Annotated in this window: 16 protein-coding genes; 11 read left to right on the top strand and 5 right to left on the bottom strand. The window is 60.0% G+C overall.

Annotated elements, in window-relative coordinates; all coding sequences use genetic code 11:
• Positions 1 to 74: 74 nt before the first annotated feature.
• Both leuS and holA read left to right on the top strand, forming a co-directional pair.
• Positions 75 to 2,585: a leucine--tRNA ligase gene (gene leuS / locus RAH42_RS09315; protein WP_078017159.1), complete on the top strand. Its 2,511-nt coding sequence runs from the start codon at positions 75 to 77 to the stop codon at positions 2,583 to 2,585.
• Positions 2,586 to 3,500 carry a DNA polymerase III subunit delta gene (holA, locus tag RAH42_RS09310; protein WP_078017158.1) on the top strand — a complete coding sequence of 305 codons (915 nt, stop codon included), beginning with the start codon at positions 2,586 to 2,588 and terminating at the stop codon, positions 3,498 to 3,500. It begins immediately after the preceding gene.
• 81 nt (positions 3,501 to 3,581) lie between these two features.
• On the opposite strand, the gene rpsT is transcribed toward holA, so the two are convergent.
• On the bottom strand, positions 3,582 to 3,863 hold the full coding sequence (gene rpsT / locus RAH42_RS09305; protein ID WP_078017157.1) for a 30S ribosomal protein S20: 282 nt from the start codon (positions 3,861 to 3,863) through the stop codon (positions 3,582 to 3,584).
• 548 nt (positions 3,864 to 4,411) lie between these two features.
• Between rpsT and RAH42_RS09300 the strand changes: the two genes are divergently transcribed.
• The 7 genes from RAH42_RS09300 (at position 4,412) to RAH42_RS09270 (ending at position 10,397) form a co-directional block, all read left to right on the top strand.
• The gene (locus tag RAH42_RS09300; protein ID WP_317539274.1) at positions 4,412 to 5,434 is read left to right on the top strand and encodes an IS30 family transposase; all 1,023 of its coding nucleotides are present in this window, start codon (positions 4,412 to 4,414) and stop codon (positions 5,432 to 5,434) included.
• A 324-nt stretch (positions 5,435 to 5,758) separates the two neighbouring features.
• Positions 5,759 to 7,699 carry an ATP-dependent DNA helicase gene (locus RAH42_RS09295; protein ID WP_317539323.1) on the top strand — a complete coding sequence of 647 codons (1,941 nt, stop codon included), beginning with the start codon at positions 5,759 to 5,761 and terminating at the stop codon, positions 7,697 to 7,699.
• A gap of 110 nt (positions 7,700 to 7,809) precedes the next feature.
• Positions 7,810 to 7,944 carry a 50S ribosomal protein L34 gene (rpmH, locus tag RAH42_RS09290; RefSeq protein ID WP_078015440.1) on the top strand — a complete coding sequence of 45 codons (135 nt, stop codon included), beginning with the start codon at positions 7,810 to 7,812 and terminating at the stop codon, positions 7,942 to 7,944.
• Between the two features lie 10 nt (positions 7,945 to 7,954).
• Positions 7,955 to 8,332 (top strand): ribonuclease P protein component, encoded by a 378-nt coding sequence (locus RAH42_RS09285; protein WP_078015439.1) that lies wholly within the window; start codon positions 7,955 to 7,957, stop codon positions 8,330 to 8,332.
• Positions 8,301 to 8,603, top strand: a complete 303-nt coding sequence (gene yidD, locus RAH42_RS09280; protein ID WP_168169972.1) for a membrane protein insertion efficiency factor YidD — start codon at positions 8,301 to 8,303, stop codon at positions 8,601 to 8,603. Before RAH42_RS09285 ends, yidD begins: the two co-directional genes overlap by 32 nt.
• Positions 8,604 to 8,610: 7 nt before the next feature.
• Positions 8,611 to 9,537: a YidC/Oxa1 family membrane protein insertase gene (locus RAH42_RS09275; protein WP_120371773.1), complete on the top strand. Its 927-nt coding sequence runs from the start codon at positions 8,611 to 8,613 to the stop codon at positions 9,535 to 9,537.
• A 29-nt stretch (positions 9,538 to 9,566) separates the two neighbouring features.
• Complete coding sequence (locus RAH42_RS09270; RefSeq protein WP_296426061.1) at positions 9,567 to 10,397, top strand: R3H domain-containing nucleic acid-binding protein; 831 nt, start codon at positions 9,567 to 9,569, stop codon at positions 10,395 to 10,397.
• 114 nt (positions 10,398 to 10,511) lie between these two features.
• Here RAH42_RS09270 and RAH42_RS09265 read toward each other — a convergent pair whose 3' ends face one another.
• The gene (locus RAH42_RS09265; protein ID WP_317539321.1) at positions 10,512 to 12,413 is read right to left on the bottom strand and encodes a S9 family peptidase; all 1,902 of its coding nucleotides are present in this window, start codon (positions 12,411 to 12,413) and stop codon (positions 10,512 to 10,514) included.
• Positions 12,414 to 12,503: 90 nt separating this feature from the next.
• Here RAH42_RS09265 and RAH42_RS09260 point away from each other — a divergent pair, with 90 nt between their 5' ends.
• Together RAH42_RS09260 and RAH42_RS09255 are read left to right on the top strand one after the other, a co-directional pair.
• The gene (locus tag RAH42_RS09260) at positions 12,504 to 13,583 is read left to right on the top strand and encodes a bifunctional enoyl-CoA hydratase/phosphate acetyltransferase (protein WP_317539320.1); all 1,080 of its coding nucleotides are present in this window, start codon (positions 12,504 to 12,506) and stop codon (positions 13,581 to 13,583) included.
• Positions 13,584 to 13,686: 103 nt separating this feature from the next.
• Complete coding sequence (locus RAH42_RS09255) at positions 13,687 to 14,721, top strand: aminotransferase class I/II-fold pyridoxal phosphate-dependent enzyme (RefSeq protein WP_317539319.1); 1,035 nt, start codon at positions 13,687 to 13,689, stop codon at positions 14,719 to 14,721.
• On the opposite strand, the gene RAH42_RS09250 is transcribed toward RAH42_RS09255, so the two are convergent.
• From RAH42_RS09250 to RAH42_RS09240, 3 genes are read right to left on the bottom strand one after another with little or no spacing between them, the layout of a single operon-like run.
• Positions 14,607 to 15,599 carry a hypothetical protein gene (locus RAH42_RS09250; protein ID WP_317539318.1) on the bottom strand — a complete coding sequence of 331 codons (993 nt, stop codon included), beginning with the start codon at positions 15,597 to 15,599 and terminating at the stop codon, positions 14,607 to 14,609. The genes RAH42_RS09255 and RAH42_RS09250 overlap by 115 nt on opposite strands.
• Complete coding sequence (locus RAH42_RS09245) at positions 15,596 to 15,943, bottom strand: hypothetical protein (RefSeq protein ID WP_317539317.1); 348 nt, start codon at positions 15,941 to 15,943, stop codon at positions 15,596 to 15,598. The genes RAH42_RS09250 and RAH42_RS09245 overlap by 4 nt, the downstream gene beginning before the upstream one ends.
• A 56-nt stretch (positions 15,944 to 15,999) precedes the next feature.
• A complete protein-coding gene (locus tag RAH42_RS09240) occupies positions 16,000 to 17,784 on the bottom strand; it encodes a hypothetical protein (protein WP_317539316.1) in 1,785 nt (594 codons plus the stop codon).
• Between the last annotated feature and the right edge of the window lie 133 nt (positions 17,785 to 17,917).

Here is a 17,917-nt window from a genome sequence, read left to right as displayed (position 1 = left end):
AGATCCCGAAAAACTGCTATAATCGCAGTGATTTTTTTCTTGTGCGCAAGAATTTTCGAGGAGGAAGCTTCTGCATGGAATACGATTTCAAGTCGATTGAAAAAAAATGGCAAGACTACTGGGACGAGCACAAAACCTTCAAGACTGTGGAAGACCCTTCGGTCCCCGCCGATAAGCGGCGTTACGTTCTGGACATGTTCCCCTATCCTTCGGGAGCCGGGCTTCACGTGGGGCATCCCGAAGGCTATACGGCGACGGATATCTACTGCCGTTATCTACGCATGAACGGCTACAACGTTCTGCACCCGATGGGATTCGACTCTTTCGGACTGCCGGCTGAGAACTACGCCATCAAGACGGGCACTCATCCCAAGGTGACGACGGAGAAGAACATCGACATTTTCCGCGCTCAGATCAAATCGTTGGGGTTCAGCTACGATTGGGACCGCGAGGTCTCCACCTGCGATCCCGAATATTATAAGTGGACGCAGTGGCTGTTCTTGCAGATGTTCAAGAAGGGGCTGGCCTACGAGGCGCAGATCCCCATCAACTGGTGTCCTTCCTGCCAGACGGGACTGGCGAACGAGGAAGTCAAGGAAGGTCATTGCGAGCGCTGCGGACATCAGGTCTACCGCCGCAACCTGCGCCAGTGGGTGCTGAAGATCACGGATTACGCCGAGCGCCTGTTGAACGATGTGGACAAGCTCGACTGGCCCGAGCCGATCAAAATCATGCAGCGCAACTGGATCGGCAAGAGCGTCGGCGCTGAAGTGACCTTCGAGATCGAGGGGGGGCACGGCGATCTCAAGGTTTACACGACCCGCCCCGACACGCTTTTCGGCGTTACCTACATGGTGCTGTCGCCGGAGCATCCGCTGGTGGAGAAGATCACGACCTCCGCGTGCCGCGAAGCGGTGCGGGAATACGTGCGCGAGGCGTCGCTCAAATCGGAGCTCGAACGAACGGAGCTGAACAAGGACAAGACCGGCGTCTTCACCGGCGCGTATGCGGTCAACCCGCTGAACGAGCAGCGCGTGCCGATCTGGATCTCCGACTACGTGCTGATCTCCTACGGCACCGGCGCCATCATGGCCGTGCCGGCGCACGACGGCCGCGACTGGGAGTTCGCCAAGAAATTCGGCCTGCCCATCGTCGAAGTCCTGAAAGGCAACGTGGACGTGCAGGAAGAAGTTTACGAAGGCGACGGTCCCCACGTCAATTCCGGTTTCCTCGACGGTCTTGGCATGCAGGAGGCAATCGATGCGGTCATTGCGTGGCTGGAAGAGCATGGCAAAGGCAAAAAAGCCGTCAACTACAAGCTGCGCGACTGGATCTTCTCGCGCCAGCGCTACTGGGGCGAACCGATGCCGCTGATCCACTGCCCGCACTGCGGCACCGTCCCCGTTCCCGAGGAGCAGCTGCCTCTGCTGCTGCCCGAGGTGAAGAAGTATGAACCGACCGGTACCGGCGAGTCGCCGTTAGCCAACGTGGAAGAATGGGTGAACACGACCTGCCCCGTCTGCGGCGCTCCCGCCAAACGCGAGACCAATACCATGCCTCAGTGGGCCGGTTCGTGCTGGTATTATTTGCGCTTCCTTGACCCGCACAACGACAAGGAATTCGCGGCTCGCGACACCATCGACTACTGGATGCCGGTCGATCTGTACGTAGGCGGCGCCGAACACGCCGTGCTTCACCTGCTGTACGCCCGCTTCTGGCACAAAGTGTTCTACGATCTTGGCCTGGTCAACACGGACGAACCGTTTGCCCGCCTCGTCAACCAGGGCATGATCACGTCCTTTGCCTATCAGCGTCCCGACAAATCTTTGGTCGCCGTCGATCAGGTGGAGGACCCCGCTCCCGACACGTTCGTCGAAAAGGGGACCGGCGTGAAGCTGGAGCGCGTCGTCGCCAAGATGTCGAAGTCGCTCAAGAACGTCATCAACCCCGACGAGATCGTCAAGAACTATGGCGCCGATTCGCTGCGGCTGTACGAGATGTTCATGGGTCCGCTGCAGATGTCCAAACCTTGGTCCACGCAGGGGCTTCAAGGCGTGTACCGCTTCCTCGAAAAGGTCTGGAAGCTGGGCGAAAAGCCCCTCAGCGACGAGCCGGTGCCGGCCGAACTGGAAAAGACGCTGCACCGGACCATCAAGAAGGTGAGCGACGATACGGCGACGCTGAACTTCAACACCGCCATTTCGCAGATGATGGTGCTGGTCAACGAAGCCGGCAAGGCCGACGTGTGCTACCGCGGCATGATGGACGTCTTCGCCCGTTTGCTGTCGCCTTATGCGCCGCATCTGGCCGAAGAGTTGTGGGCCAAGATCGGCAACGCGCCGTGCGTGTCGCTGGCGAAGTGGCCGGAGTATGACGAGAGATTGACTGTCAGCGAGACGGTGACGGTGCCCGTGCAGTTCAGCGGCAAAGTGCGCGAGAAACTCGAACTGCCGGCCGGGTTGGACAAAGACGCGCTGCTGGCCGCCGTCATGGCCGACCAGGCGGTCAAACGGCGTCTCGAGGGCAAGACGATCGTCAAGACCATCGTCGTTCCCGGAAAGCTGGTCAATCTGGTGGTGAAGTAAATGCCCGCGCTGGTGCTCATCGCGGCGCCGGCGGGCGCTCAGCCCCGCCTTCGCGCGGAAACGCTCTCCGCTTACGAAAAGAAAGGCTACGCGCTGGACCGGCGTCTGGAAACAGCCGCGTGGCCCGATCTGTTCGAAGAGGCTCTGACGCCGAGCCTCTTCGCCCCCCGGCGGATTTTCGAGGTCGACGACGGCCGGTCGCTGGGCGTTTTGCCCGACACGTACAAAAAATATGTCGAGCGCGGCGACGCCGACGTGATCTTTCTGATCCATTCCGACAAACCTTTGCAGAAGGAACTGGGCGACGTTTTCGAAACGGCCTTTTCCGTATCCTATGAAGCGGCGCCTTATTGGCCGAACCAGCGTGTCGGCTGGTTGCAAAGGCTTGCCCGCGCTTCGGGCTGCTCTCTGGACGCGGCGGCGGCGGCGCTGCTGGCGGAGTGGATCGAAGACGAGGAAGAGCTGCGCAGCGAGGTGGACAAGCTGGCCAAAGCGGCGCCGAACAAGCGCATCACGGTGCAGCAGGTCAATTCCCTCTCCATGGACGAAGGCGGCAAAGGCGTGCTCAACCTGCTCGACGCCGTCGCCAAGGCCGACGTCGCCGCCGCTGTGAAAAGCCTCGCGGTCCTGCGCGAGGAAGGCGAACTGATCCCCGCGCTTGCGGCGGTGCATAAGCGCGTGCGCGGCGCCATGTTCGCGGCTCGCTTGGGCGATGCCGGGGCGGGAGCGGTGCATCTCACCAATTTTCAGACAAAGACGGCCCGCGCCATGGCGCAGACCTACGGCCCCGAACTCCTGTCGCTGTGGCTGGGCGAGCTGATCCGCCTGTCCTGGAGCGAGCGCAGCGGCGAGGGCGAAGGCTGGGAAGGGCTGGAAAAGCTCCTTCTCGCCGTCATGTCCCGCGCCGCGGGATAAGGGCCGAAAATCGAAAGGACAAAAACGCCGCCGGAAGACGTTCATTCATCTTCCGGCGGCGTTTTTTATGGTCGTTGAAACTTATTCGGCGGGCTTTTCGGCGGAGAGGGACTTGACCTTCGCAGTCATCAGGGCCTTTCTGCGGGCGGCTGTATTGCGATGGAGCACGCCTTTGACAACGGCTTTGTCGAACACGGACTGGGCCGCGTTAAGCTGGAGCACGGCGGCTTCGGCATCGCCGTTCTGGACGGTGGCGAGGACCTTTTTCATGGCGGTCTTGCAGCGGCTCTTCCAGTAGCGGTTGTAAAGACGGTTTCTCTCAGAAGTGCGGACGCGCTTGATAGCGGACTTCTTATTGGGCATTCGGTTCACCTCCTCCGGTTAAACGATAAGAATTCTACCACGGACCGTGGTTTATTCGCAACAGACAAATAATATTCTACCAGAAAAACAATAAAATGGGAATGGAGGCCAAACGGTCCGATTCGTTGTAAAATATTTTGAAATTCTTCAAGGTAAATGCAACGCAACATCCGGTACCCCGTTGCATTAAATCTGAATTAAAAGAAGCTTGCATTTAGTCTGAATTGATGAAAGACCTTTCTTACGAGACAACAGATCTCGGAAAGGAGTTCATCATCATGAACAAACATTTGACTCTGGCTGAAAGAAAAGCCATTGAAAGCGCCCTCAACCGGCGAGAATCTCTCAGAAGTATTGCCTCAACAGTTCTGAAGTCGCCGAGTACGATCTCCAGAGAGATCAGAAAACATGCAGAGACTGTCTTCAAAGGCTGTTATGGCCGGACAGCAAACTGCTGCCTTCACCGGTATGACTGCTCCGTTACTTCCCTTTGTAACACCTCTCCGAAATGCCGTTCACTGTGTTTCCGGTGCTCAAGATGTAATACGATGTGTCCTGACTTTAAGGAGGAGGTCTGCCCGCAGCTTTCGGTTCCTCCGTATGTCTGTAACGGCTGCCCCAACCGTCACCGCTGCACTTTAAAAAAACGGATCTATTCTGCTAAATCTGCAAATGACTCTTACGAGAAAACTTTGCATGAGGCTCGTGAAGGCTTCAATATCTCCGATGCCGAGCTTGCAGATATTGATTCTTTTTTCTCTCCTCTCATCAAACAGGGGCAGTCTCTCTATCATATTATCCGTAATAATCGAGATACTGTTCCCTGTTCTGAAAGTACCGCCAGACGGCTCCTGCTTTCGGGTATTTTAGAGGCACGGAAAATAGACTTGCCCCGAGCTGTCCGTTTTAAGAAGAGAAAGGGAAAAAGAAATAACATGAAGGTGGATAAAAAATGTCGTGAAGGCCGTACCTACAATGATTTTCTCTCTTTTTCGGAGAAACATCCGGACATGCTTATTACCGAAATCGACAGTGTCGTTGGCACCACAGGAGGAAAAGTTCTTCTGACTGTCATCTTAAGAAACTGCAACTTTATGCTGGCTTTTTTGAGAGATAAAAATACTGCTCAATCTGTTGAGCAGATTTTTACAATGCTCTTCACTCTTCTGGGCAGGAAACGCTATAAGTCCATGTTTCAGGTCCTTCTTGCTGACAACGGTACAGAGTTTTCCAATCCGACGGCTATCGAAAAAGGTCCGGACGGAGAAAGAAAATCATATATGTTCTATTGCAATCCACAAGCACCGCAGGAAAAAACGAAGGTTGAAAATAATCATACTCTCATTCGAAGGATCCTTCCCAAGGGAACAACTTTCGACAATTTATCCCAAACTGATATCAACCTGATGATGTCTCATATAAACTCATACGGGAGGAAAAAATTTAACGGAAAATCTCCTGCAGAGATCTTTATCAACCTGTATGGCGAGGATGTATTGCATTTACTCGGACTCGAACTTATTCCGCCACAGGATATCTGTTTAAAGCGGACTCTTCTCGCCGGTAAATAACGGCTCCTTTTTAATTTCTTGATTGCATTAACTCTGAACTGAAAATTTTGCTTTCAGTTGAGGATCACTTTTGTATGCACTTTTTTCGGACAATTTCCTCGTAACAGCTTTTCATCCCCTTGAATTTGTTCCGTTAGCGCAATCTTGATCGTTATTATGTGTTCGTAATGACTGCTTGCTGCTTTTGTCCTGTCAAAGTAAATGCAACCCCGTCGCATTTACTTTGACGAGGTTGCATTTACTCTGAAAATTTACCTTGTAAAATATCTTCCTGGAGCGCTTTGAAAAACTCCGCCTATTCTATCAGAAAAACACGGTGATCGCATGGAAGATTTTTTCGGTCCCGAAGGGATTCTCAACGCGCACCTTCCGAATTTCGAATATCGCCGGCAGCAGCGCGAACTGGCTGAAAAAATAGAGAATTTTTTGCAGTCGGACCGGCGTCTTCTGGCGGCGGAAGCGCCCACGGGCGTCGGCAAAACCTATGCGATGCTGGTCCCCGCCATGCGGTGGGCCGTGGCGAACAACAGCACCGTGCTGGTGCTCACGTCGGGCATCACGCTGCAGGAACAGCTGATCTACAAGGACATTCCCGCGCTGCTGGACGTGCTGGGGCTCGACCTGCCCTACGGACTGCTCAAAGGCCGCGGCAACTACGCCTGCATCCGCAAGGCCCGCGAGATCGGCGCGGAAGGTTTTCTCGACTTCGGCGGCGATAAGGGGCAGGCTTCGCGCGACATCAGCGGCTGGCTTTACGCCACCGAAACGGGCGACCTGAGCGAGCTGAGCCTGGGCGACACCCATCCGGCCCGCGAGCGCATCGCCTCGTCCTATCTGACCTGTCTCGGTCCTTATTGCCCGCATCACGAGCGCTGTTTCTACAACAAGGTGATGCGCAGCCTGTCGCATTGGCGCGTCATCGTCGCCAACTATCACGTCTATTTCTCCTACGTGCTGGGGCAGCGCAAGCCCTTTCCGGCTCCTTTCGGACTGCTGATCTGCGACGAGGCGCACAAGATGGAGGACGCGGCCCGCGCGGTCACGCAGGTGGGCGTCGACGTGCGCGACTGGCAGCGCCTTTTGCGGCGCGCGCCCCGCCTCGACAAGGTGGAGGCGTCTTTGCTGCGCAGCGTGGACTGCCCGGCCGATCGTTTCGCCGAGGAAGTGGCCGATCTGAGCCGGGTCTCCGAGAGCGTTTTCGATCAGCTCGCCGCGCGGCTGCCCGACGGGAAAAGTTTCACGGCCTATCCGCCGGAGCTGAAAAACGACACGGCCGAGCTGCTGGTCAAATGCGACCGGATCATCGGCCATCTGGACGAACTCCAGGAAGCGGCCGCAGGCGGCGGGCGCGACGCGAACGCTCTGCAGGACGACGGCAGGATCGCCGTCTGGAACGGCGAACTGACGGCGTTCCGCGACTCGCTGCGCTGGTGCTGCGACACGCAGAACTATCCCGAATGGGCCTATTGGCGCGAGGGCGGCAGCCTGAAGAGCTCCTGCGTGAACGGCAGCGACCTGATCCCGCCGGCCTTCGACGACGACGAGATCAAAGTCATCGCCCTGTCGGCGACGATGACGGTGGATCGTTCTTTCGAATACTGGGCCAATGAAACGGGACTGGCCCCCGACGAGACGGCGGTGCTCGATTCGCCGTTCGATCTGCCTTCGCTGATGGAGATCGACGTCGTCGATCTGGGGCTGCAGGTGATGTCGCCGGGCTACGCCGACGCGGTGGCGCGGGTGTGCCGCAAGTACGCGCGCGAAAACGGCGGCGCGACGCTGGTCCTGCTCTCGTCGCGGCGGCTGCTGACGGCCGTTTCCGCGTATCTGAAGATGAACGCTGAAAAGGACCGGCTGAACATCCTCGTGCAGGGCGACCTGCCGCGCACGGAGCTGCTGGAACTGTTCAAGGAAAACGAGCGCAGCGTGCTGGTGGGCATGGCGTCGTTCCGCGAGGGCATCGACGTGCCCGGCGAGGCGCTCACGCAGGTGATCATCGACCGCATCCCCTTTCCCCATCCCGACGATCCCGTCGGCGAGGCGCGCGCCAAGCTGGAAGGCCGCGAAAATTTCGTCAAGGTGGTGCTGCCCGGCGCCAAAATGCAGCTGCGCCAGGCGGCGGGACGGCTGATCCGCACCGGCGCCGACCGGGGGCGCGTGGTGATCCTCGACGGGCGCATCGTGACCCGCCCCGACTGGAAAATCCTGAACAGTCTGCCGGCGGTCCCCGTGAAAAAATACCGCCTGGTCGGCGCTCGTAAATGAATTTGCGTATTTACAACTTCGCCCCGGATGTGATATAGTTCGAGGGCTGAATTAACTATCCAGAAAAGTATTTTCGTGCTGGAGTTCCTAGATTAGGAGGTGTACATCGGATGAAGCAGACTTTTCAGCCTCACGTCAGATCGCGCAAGAGGAGCATGGGATTCCTCGCCCGTTCCCGGTCCCACGGCGGACGCGGCGTGCTCGCCGCGCGTCGCGCCAAAGGCCGCAAGCGCCTGGCCGTCTGATCCGCAAGCCTTGGTCTTCCCATATCCCGCTTCATTACGGCTTAAACAGGGCTGGGAATACGACACACTATTCCGCACCGGCAGTCGTTTAAAAGGCAGGCTGGTGCGGTTGTTGTTTGTTAAGGCGCCCGACGGCAAAACGCGCTTCGCCATGGCGGTCGGCAGAAAGGTCGCCAAGGCGCACCTGCGCAACCGCGGCCGCCGCATGCTCAAAGAATCGCTGCGCCGTCTCCATCCCTGGATGAAAGAGGGCTGGTGGTTCGCCTGCATGCTGAACGAGCAGGGGCTTCGGGCGAAAGCCGACGAGGTGTATGCCGATCTTGGCGCTTTGTTGAAGCGCAGAGGCTTTATGAAAGATGACTGGCCCGGTGCGATCTGGTATCAGTAGGTTCTTCGTCTGGCTCCTGGTGCTGCCGATCCGCGGCTACAAGCGCTGGATCTCGCCGCTGCTGGGCCATCACTGCCGTTTTTATCCCAGCTGTTCAAGTTACGCCGTCGAGGCGCTGAAAGTCCACGGTCCCGTGAAAGGGCTGGCGCTCGCCGTCTGGCGGCTGCTCCGCTGCGGCCCCTGGAGCGAGGGCGGTTTCGATCCGGTGCCGCCGGCGCGGAAAAAAAGCTCCAGGTTCTTTCCGTGGTTCACAAATTTACTGAGAAGGTGACTTGATTTTGTGGAAAGCTCTGAGTGATTATCTCTTTCAGTTTTTGAACTTCCTTTACAGCATGACCGGCAACTGGGGCTGGGCTATCGTCGCCCTGACGGTGATCGTCCGCCTGGCGCTGCATCCGCTGAACGCCAAGCAGATGCGCAGCATGCAGCAGATGCAGCGTCTTCAGCCTCGTCTCAAGGTGCTTCAGGAAAAATACGCCAATGACCGCGATACCCTCAGCCGCGAAACGATGGCGCTCTACAAGGAGAACAAGGTCAATCCGGCTTCGGGCTGTCTGCCGCTGATCATCCAGCTGCCGATCCTGATCCTGCTGTTCAACGTGCTGCGCGACGCCAGCGCCCAGTTCGGCGAGTCCACTTTCTGCGGCGTGCCTCTGGCCGGCACGGTGCTCTCCTCGATTGCCAAGGCGGTCGGTTTCAGCGGCGATCCTCTGACGGCCGGCTTCATGGACACGTGCCGCGCCGTCGGCACCAATCCCGCAGGACTTTCCGCCGTCGGCGTCTGGCTGCCGATCACGTTCCTGTTGCTGTTCATCGTCTTTTTGACCTGGTATCAGCAGAAGCTCAGCGCGCAGGGCAATCCGCAGATGGCGACGATGAACGTCGTCATGCCCATCTTTATGGGGTTCATCTGCCTTTCCATGCCCGGCGGGCTGCTCCTTTACTGGATGCTGTCCTCGCTGTTCGCCGTGATCCAGCAGTGGTTCACGGTGCGCAAGGTGGCCAAAGAGGAGAAGCCCGTCCTGTTCAAGGACAAGCCCCGCGAGGGCGAAGCGCCCGCTCAGAAAGCCGTCTTTACGCGCCGTCCCGTCAAAGAGAACCGCCCGGCTCCCCGGCGCGAGCTCGGGGAAATCCCCTCCGCTGCCGTGCAGAGCGGTGAAGCTTACGATGATTTCAGCGACTTCATCCCCAAACGGCGTAAGTAAAGCCTGACGTCGAAGGAGGTTCCCGCACTATGGAAGAAAACATTCTGAAGACTCAGGACGACGAAGTGCTGGTGCTGGAAGTTTCCTCGGAAGACGAGGCGCGCGACCGCGCCGCGTCTCGTTGGAACATCGCCAGGGAAGATGTGCTCCTCACCGTCGTCGGCGAAGAGAAAAAACTCTTCGGGCTTTTCGGCCGCAAGCTGAAGGTCGAAGCGCGCCGCCCCGCCGCCCCCGCGGCGGGACCGGCGAAAGCGGCCGAAGCGGACGGCGGATTTGTCGTTTTGCTTGAAAGAGTCCTGAAGGCGGCGGGGCTTGACCTCGAAGTCAACGTCCAGTCCGACGGCTCGGTTAACCTCTCCGGCCCCGACAGCCGCATCCTGCTGGCCGGCCGTCAGGGCGAGGGGCTGAAAGCCCTCGATTACATCGTCAACCTGATGGCCCGCAACGACGGCCCCGTGCCTCACGTGCGCATCGACTGCGAAGGGTTCCGTCGCAAGCGCGAGAAGGATCTGGAGCGCATCGCCATGGACGCCGCCAAGGAAGCCATGAAGACGCGGCGCACCGTGTACCTTCAGCCCATGTCCAGCTGGGAGCGCCGCATCGTCCACCTGACCCTGCGCGAAAGCGCCAACGTGGAAACTCATTCCATCGGCGTCGAGCCCGGCCGCAAAGTGGCCGTCCGCCTGATCAGCGGCGGGCGTCCCGAGCGTCGTTACGAGGACGAGGAGCGGCGCGAACGTCCCGACCGCCAGCGCGGTGAGCGCTCCGGCAGCCGCCGGCCCCGTCGCCGCCGCTCTCACCGTTCGGACGCATCGTCGGGCGGAGCGTCTCAGGCGTCCGCGGACGACAACGCAGAGTAACGAAAAAATCCATCCCGATGTCTGAAAACATCGGGATGGATTTTTTCGTTCAAGGGATCGTCCTGTCCGTGCCAATTTGCGGACAGGACGATCTTTTTGTTGCGGGGTGACGGATTATTCGCCGTCGCGGCCGAGTCCCAGATGCTCGGTGAGGAACGCGTCCATGGCGCGGTAGAAGTCGAAGCGGTTTTCCTCGTTGTGGAAGCCGTGGCCTTCGTTGTCCTTGACCATGTACTGCACTTTCACGCCGCGGCGGCGCATGGCCTCGACCATGGCGTCGGACTGCGCCTTGACGACGCGGGGATCGTTGGCGCCCTGGGCGACGAACAGCGGCGCTTTGATTTTGTCGGCGTGGAGCGCGGGCGAGGTGGCTTCGAACTGGGCTTTGTCCTTTTCGGGATGGCCGATGGTTTCGTACATCTGTTCGAGCAGCGGCTTCCAGTATTCGGGGATGGACTGGAAAAGCGTGAAGATGTTGCTGACGCCCACGTAATCGACGCCGCAGGCGTAGAGTTCCGGCGTCTTGATCAGCCCCATCAGCGTCGCGTAGCCGCCGTAGGAGCCGCCGTAAATGGCGATGCGCTTGGGATCGGCGATGCCCTGATCGATCAGCCATGCGACGCCGTCGCTGATGTCGTCCTGCTGTTTCAGTCCCCACTGTTTGAAGCCGGCTTCCCAGAAGGCTTTGCCGTAGCCGGTGGAAACGCGGTAATTGACCTGCAGCACGGCCAGGCCGCGGTTGGCGAGGAGCTGGGCTTCGGTGTCGTAGCCCCAGGTGTCGCGGGCTTCGGGGCCGCCGTGGACGACGACGATCGCGGGCAGATTTTTCGCTTCCACGCCGACGGGCAGCGTCAGGTAACCGTGGATGGTCAGGCCGTCGCGGGCGGCGTAGCTGATCGGTTTCATCTCGGCGAGATGTTCTTCCTTGAGCCACGGGTAGAAATCGGTGACCTGCGTAAAGGCGCCGGGCTGGTCCTTGTCGTAGTAATACAGCCGTCCGGGCACGCGGTCCGAACCGACGGCGACGAACAGGCGTTTTTCGTCTCTCGACATGTCGCTGACGCCGACGCGCAGGCCGGGGAACCGCGCCTGAAGCGCGTTGTAAAAGGCCTCGGCTTCCGTGTCGAAGTAGACGCGGTGCAGCTTGTCGGTGTAGTAGGTGGCTCCGAGCAGTTTTTTGTGCAGGTTGGACCAGATGATGCCGCCGACGCCGGCTTCGCCGTTTTCGTAGATCAGTTTCTGCGTGCCGGCGGCGGGATCGTACTCGAACAGCGCGCCCTTGTCGCGGCCGATGTCGGAAATGATGTAGAGGCGTTTGTTGTCGGCCGTGAAGACCTGGGGCGAGACGCTGTCGCGAAAATCGGTCTCGAACAGCGTTTTCCACGGCGAATCCTCGCTGTCGCGATAAAGCAGTCGCGTCGTGGTGCCCACGTATTCGGTGGCGAGGCGCAGTTTGCCGTCGTGGTCGGTGCCCCAGCCCACGATCGTGCCGGGATTTTCGGCGATCAGTTCGAGCGCGCCGGTGAGCACGTTCAGGCGGTAGACGTCGAAGACGCGGCGGTCGCGTTTGTTCATCTCGATGAGGATGTGCTCGTCGTCCTCCTCGAGCTGGTCGACGATGCCGCTTTTGACGCCGTCGAACGGCGTCATGTCCCTGACGTCGGAGCCGTCCCTGGCGACGGAGTAAATGTGGTGGTTCTCGTCGCCGCCCTTGTCCTGCATGTAGACGAGGCGGTCGTTGCTGACCCAGCCGTAGCCGGCGATGTCGCGCTCGGTGGCGGAGGTGACGCGCGTGCCTTCGCCCGAGCTGAGCGCGTCGACGGCGGCGACGTAGACGTTCATGCGGCCTTTCCAAGGGGCCAGCCAGGCGTAATGGAGCCCGTCCGGCGCGATCGTGAAGCGCGCCTTGTCCGGCAGGCGGAAAAAATCCTCGACGGGGATCAGCGGCGGGCGCTGGGCGGCGCCGGCGCTCGAGGCAAGCGTCAGCAGAGCGGCGATCAGAAGCAGAAATTTCAAAGCGATCAGTCCTTTCGGTAGCGTTGAATTTGGAAAACACCTTTGTAGTTTAGCAGAATCGGCGGGAAAGAACATGGCGAAACGCACAATATGGAATTTTTTGCGGCAGACCGTCGAGGGAATGATTTTGACTTTCGCCTTTCAATCTTTTGCCGCCGAGTGTATAATCAAGGCATAAAATCGCGCTGGAGGTCTTTTCTCCTGTGGCGCAAATCATCCAAGGAGGAATTTTTTATGGAACAGCTTCGCAGTCTGAGCGCGCTTCTGGATTACGCCAAGCAGATCACCGCCGCCAAAGGTCCCAAATGCATCGCCGTCGCCAAAGCCGACGATCCCGGCCTGTTCGAGGCCATGGAAGACGCCCGCAAGGCCGGCATCGCCAGGTTCACCCTCACCGGCGAGCGCGCCAAGATCGAGGCCGCCGCAAAGGCCGCCGGCGCCGATCTGGCCGACTACAACGTGATCGAGTGCTCCGCCAGCGAGGCGGAAATGGCGATCAAGGCCGTCACCGAAGTTTCCTCCGGCAAGGCCGACATCTACATGAAGGGGCAGCTGCACACCGCCAACTTCCTGCGCGGCATGCTGAACAAGGAAGTGGGCCTGCGCCGCGGCAAGAACACGATCTCCCACTGCTTCTTCCACCACATCAAGGGCTACGACCATCTGTTCTTCGTCACCGACGCCGCTTTCAACATGTATCCCGACGTGGCCCAGAAGGCCGACATCATCCGCAACGCCGTCCAGCTGGCCCATTCCTTCGGCATCGAGTGCCCCAAGGTCGCCTGTCTGGCCGCGGTCGAGGAAGTCAACCCCGACATGCCCGCCACGCTCGACGCCGCCGCTTTGACGGCCATGAACAACCGCAAGCAGATCAAGGGCTGCATCGTCGACGGCCCCTTCGCCCTCGACAACGCCGTCAGCGAAAAGTCCGCCCAGATCAAGGGCATCGACTCGCCCGTGGCCGGCAAAGCCGACATCCTGCTCGCGCCCAACATCGAGGCCGGCAACGCCCTGTTCAAGGCCATCGTTTATTTCTCCGAGAACGAAACGGCCGGCCTGATCATCGGCGCCGCCGCTCCCATCGTGCTCACCAGCCGCGCCGATTCGCCCCGTACCAAGCTGCTTTCCGTGGCCGCCGCCGTCGTCTTCGCCGACAGCCTCAAAAAGTAATTCCCGCGCGCCCCGCCGCGCTTTCCGAGCCGTTCGACGCCGCGCGTCGGGCGGCTCTTTTGGGATTCGGAACAAAATTTTCTCCGCGCAAGGAGGAACCGATATGATCCGTTTCAACTGCGATTACAGCGAGGGCTGCCATCCTTCTCTTCTCGAAGCCCTGGTCCGCACCAACATGGAGCAGACGCCCGGTTACGGCGAGGACGCGCACTGCGAACGCGCCGCCGCGCTGATCCGAGCCGCCTGCGCCGCGCCGGAGGCGGGCGTGCATTTCCTCGTCGGCGGCACGCAGGCCAACTTCGTCATGATCGCCGCGGCGCTGCGCCCGCACCAGGCCGCCGTCTGCGCCGACACCGGGCACATCAACGTGCACGAAAGCGGTGCCGTGGAGGCGACCGGGCACAAGGTGATCGCCGTGCCCGGGACGGACGGCAAGATCTCGGCCGCCCAGGTGCGCGCCGTCGTCGAAAACCATTGGGACGACGCCACCCACGAGCACATGGCCCAGCCCAAGCTGGTCTACGTCTCCAACCCGACCGAGCTGGGCACGATCTACAGCCTGGCCGAGCTGACGGCGCTGCACGATCTGTGCCGCGAAAAGAATCTTTTCCTTTACATGGACGGCGCGCGCCTGGGCTACGGTCTGGCGGCCGCGGGCAACGACCTGACGCTGGCCGACGTCGCCCGCCTGACCGACGCCTTTTACATCGGCGGCACCAAAGTCGGCGCGCTGTTCGGCGAGGCGCTGGTCATCGCCAACGAGGCGCTGAAGGAAGACTTCCGTTATATTGAAAAGCAGCGCGGCGCCATGCTTGCCAAGGGACGCCTGCTGGGCGTGCAGTTCGAAACGCTCTTTACGGACGATCTGTACCTGAAAATTTCCCGCCACGCCGTGGATATGGCCATGCTGATCCGCGACGCCTGCCGCGCCAAGGACTGGGAATTTTTGATGGAGTCGCCGACGAACCAGCAGTTCCCGATCGTTCCCGTCGAAGCGCTGAAAAAACTCGGCGAGAAGTACGCTTATTCGCCGTGGGCGAAAATCGACGAACGCCGCGAGGCCGTGCGCTTCTGCACCAGCTGGGCGACCAGGGAAGAAGACGTTCGCGCGCTCGCCGCCGACATCGCCGGATCGTAGAGAATTTTGCCGGCACAATGTTCCACGTGGAACACAAAACGCCGCCTCGAAACGATGATCGAGGCGGCGTCTTTTTTGCGATATATCGAAAAAACTTGCGGCTTTTCTAATCGGCGTGCATCCTGTGCCAGCCGGGGCCGCCGCGGTGCTGCTGGTCGAGCCGGCCGACCATGCCGTTCCAGATCGCGCGCAGCTCCTCGACGGAACGGCGCACCTTGCGCGCGTATGCGGGGCCGCCGGTGGAGCTGTACGAGGGGGGCGACCTTGAAGGCGTCGGGGGCGACGTTCTTGTTCGTGCGCAGCGGGGTCAGTTCGGGGTCGCGCAGGACGACGATCTCGGCGATCGCCTGTGCGGCCAGTCTATCGACGTTGTCGAGGATCTGAGAGTCGTCCACGCCTATGGTGCCGAGCGCGTCGGCGCCGGGCAGTTTCGACACGGCGTCCACGGCCTTGTCGTAGAAACTCCTGGCGGCTTTTTGCTGCCGATCCAGCTCCGCGAAGGACTCTTCATATTCTTTCAGCTTGGCGTCGCTGACGGCCATGACGTGATTGTCGATGATGCGGGCGAGATTAGTGATGCCGCTGCGAGCGCGTTTGCCGTCGACGTTGACGTATTGAGCGAGGCCGGAATAAAGCAGCACGTCGTTGAAAAGATAATTGTTCGGGTACGCGCCGCTGCGGGAGGCGCGGCCGGAAATCCCCTGCCCGCCGCGCAGCGATTTCACCATGGAGAGAAAAGCGCGGTAGGCGGCGTTGTACTCTCTGAGCGTCTCGGCGTACTCCGCGTCGTACTTGCGAAACCACTCGAAAGACTCGTGGAGCCGGTTGGCGCGCAGCACGATGCTGTTGACCATGATGCTGGTGACGAACTGGTTCATATATTGGTCGAGGGTAGATTTTCTTGCGTAAGTGTTGTAGGCCTCGATGATTTCCTTGACGTGCTGAACGTTCCGGGCCGTGTCGCGGATGGCGGTCCGCTCGTCGAACAATTGCGCGCCGTCGTGTAGACCTGGAAATTCCTGAGGGCGAATTCCATGGAGGGGTCTTTGAAGACCGTGCCGACGGCCAGCGGACGGCGGATATCGTGCATCTGCTCCAGCAAATCCATCGCGACTTTCAGGTTCAGTCCCTCGGGACTGATTTCCGGCACCGGGAGCCGAGGCGGATCCTGATCGGCCTCGGGCGCCGCCGCGGCCAGCGCGGCGGTCCTTGCCTCTTTCATGATAAAGTCACTCTCTTGCAATAAAAATTTAAAATCAATCCCTTGTGTTCATTACATCAGGCGCAAAGATTTCCACAATCGCCGCGGGGGGACGTTTTCGCCGTTGAAAATATCATAACCGTTTCGTGATGTCCGCGCCTCACCCGAAGAGGTGATCCCACGGCGGCGTTGCCGACGACCCGGTGGACCTGGCGCCCGGAGCGCGCTCTGATGCCGGCGTCTGGTCCGGGAGCTTCTTCTTGCCTCTGCTCCGGGGCGGCATCGGGGCCTGTGGACTTTTCTCCGTCGGCGGGGGCTCTCCGTCCTTCGCGCATTTTCCGGTCGAGCAGACGGCTGAACTGGGGTTCCCTGACGAACAGTTCGGCGTCGGCGCCGTCGAGGCCGGTCATGGTGATATTGAAGACGCCGAAAGCGTCCATCGCGTCGACGGTCTCTTCGGCGGCGCGGCGTCGTTCGTCGTCCATGTCCGGCGAACCGAACCGGTCGATCAGTTTTTTCAGCTCGGTCCTGAGGGCGGGGAGATCCAAACTGAAGGCGAAATAGCCGGGCTTGTCCAGCGCGTTCCGGATGTCGTCGGCCGGCGAGGGCGTCCGTTCCAGTTCGGCGCTGTCCTGAAAAGCGGCGATGAAGCCCCGCGGCGACGAAGCGGCGTAGCCGGAAAAGAGCAGATTGTTCGACAGGCGCAGTCCTTTCCACTGTCCTTGGGCGAACGGCTCGGTCTTGGCGGCGGCGCGGGATTCAGTCTGCTTTTGGAGAAGCCCCAGCAGCAGATCGCAGACGCGCCGGTTGGCGCCGCTCAGATGGATGTAAAAACCGGGATAAGACCCCAGCAGCCCGCTGGATCTCCCTGATACGGCGATGGTGATGCGGCCGCGCAGCGCTTCCGCCAGATCGCTCATGGTCAGACCGAAATTTTCCAGCGCGGGGAGCAGCTTCTGGCGCAGCGAGCTGTCCAGAGCGTCTTCGCTCGGCAGCAGTTTTTCAACGCTCAGCAGCGCCAGCAGCGGTCCGCCGCCGACAAGAAACGGCTTTTCCTGAACGGGAGGGAGCACGTATCCAGGACGAGTAACGGCGCTGCCATTGGCGGCTTCGAACGCCCCGGTCCCGCTTGCGTTGCTCCACAGCCGGGCGCGCAGCGAACGCTCGGTGTCGCTGATGCCCACTTCGAACGCAAAAGGAGCCTTAAGGAACCTGCCGGGCAGGTTTCTCCGTCCGAACAGGAGCGGCAGCTGCGACGGCGGCACGAAAAAGGCAAATCCTATGGGCGCCGGCGCGTGCTTCGGCTCCAGCGGCTCGGTATCCGGCACGGCGGCCATCGTTTCGAGCAGGGTGGAATCGTCCGAAGCGCCGACGATGAAGCGTTGCCCGCCGCGCGTCAGCAGCGCGATATAGACGGGCGACTCCGTGGAACCGGCCACCGCCAACGTCTCAAGCGTGGTCCCCGGAGGCGCCGCGTTCAGATGAAGAGGAAAGGTTTCGCTCCCGAAGGGCAGCTGAAATCCGTCGTCCAGTTCGACGGCGAAAACTCCCGCGCCGACGCTCCGTGCGCCGACGTCGTAGCGCCAGCGGCCTTCGACGCTGCCGGCGTGCAGGACCAGTTCGCGGAAATCGGGATCTTCGTCCAGTTCCATGGCGGCGGCCGCCGCTTTGCTGAAAATCCGTTCCAGCGGCCTTGCGCCGTCGTTGAAAAGCGCTTTCACGTTCTCGCAGCTCATGGAGAGCCGGCTTTCTTCCTTGAAAAAAGGCGAAACCAGCTGCGCCGTGGTCACCGCCCCGGCGGGAACGGCCCACAGCGCGGCGGCGAGAAGCAGCGGCGTTGTTCGGTACGATATGAAAGACATGCGATCGCTCCTTTTATGGCAGATAGTCAACACGAATAGGACGGATTCAATATAATGAAAATGTTTTCCGAAATCAAGCGCATTTTTGAAAACGCCGCGCCGCGTATTTTTGACGGGACCATGCCGCTGTGGT

It is taken from the genome of Pyramidobacter sp. YE332, from assembly GCF_033060595.1.
In the GTDB taxonomy this organism is placed as follows: Bacteria; Synergistota; Synergistia; order Synergistales; family Dethiosulfovibrionaceae; genus Pyramidobacter.
Note: the sequence above shows the minus strand (reverse complement) of the source record. Positions and strands in the feature narration are given on the sequence as shown.

Coding starts and splice junctions, on each gene's coding strand:
- RAH42_RS09240 (WP_317539316.1), bottom strand. CDS start 17,784: ATGTCTTTCATATCGTACCGAACAACGCCGCTGCTTCTCGCCGCCGCG.
- RAH42_RS09300 (WP_317539274.1), top strand. CDS start 4,412: ATGTGTCCTGACTTTAAGGAGGAGGTCTGCCCGCAGCTTTCGGTTCCT.
- RAH42_RS09255 (WP_317539319.1), top strand. CDS start 13,687: ATGATCCGTTTCAACTGCGATTACAGCGAGGGCTGCCATCCTTCTCTT.
- RAH42_RS09270 (WP_296426061.1), top strand. CDS start 9,567: ATGGAAGAAAACATTCTGAAGACTCAGGACGACGAAGTGCTGGTGCTG.
- leuS (WP_078017159.1), top strand. CDS start 75: ATGGAATACGATTTCAAGTCGATTGAAAAAAAATGGCAAGACTACTGG.
- holA (WP_078017158.1), top strand. CDS start 2,586: ATGCCCGCGCTGGTGCTCATCGCGGCGCCGGCGGGCGCTCAGCCCCGC.
- RAH42_RS09250 (WP_317539318.1), bottom strand. CDS start 15,599: ATGAACCAGTTCGTCACCAGCATCATGGTCAACAGCATCGTGCTGCGC.
- RAH42_RS09295 (WP_317539323.1), top strand. CDS start 5,759: ATGGAAGATTTTTTCGGTCCCGAAGGGATTCTCAACGCGCACCTTCCG.
- RAH42_RS09260 (WP_317539320.1), top strand. CDS start 12,504: ATGGAATTTTTTGCGGCAGACCGTCGAGGGAATGATTTTGACTTTCGC.
- rpsT (WP_078017157.1), bottom strand. CDS start 3,863: ATGCCCAATAAGAAGTCCGCTATCAAGCGCGTCCGCACTTCTGAGAGA.
- RAH42_RS09245 (WP_317539317.1), bottom strand. CDS start 15,943: ATGAAAGAGGCAAGGACCGCCGCGCTGGCCGCGGCGGCGCCCGAGGCC.
- yidD (WP_168169972.1), top strand. CDS start 8,301: ATGACTGGCCCGGTGCGATCTGGTATCAGTAGGTTCTTCGTCTGGCTC.
- rpmH (WP_078015440.1), top strand. CDS start 7,810: ATGAAGCAGACTTTTCAGCCTCACGTCAGATCGCGCAAGAGGAGCATG.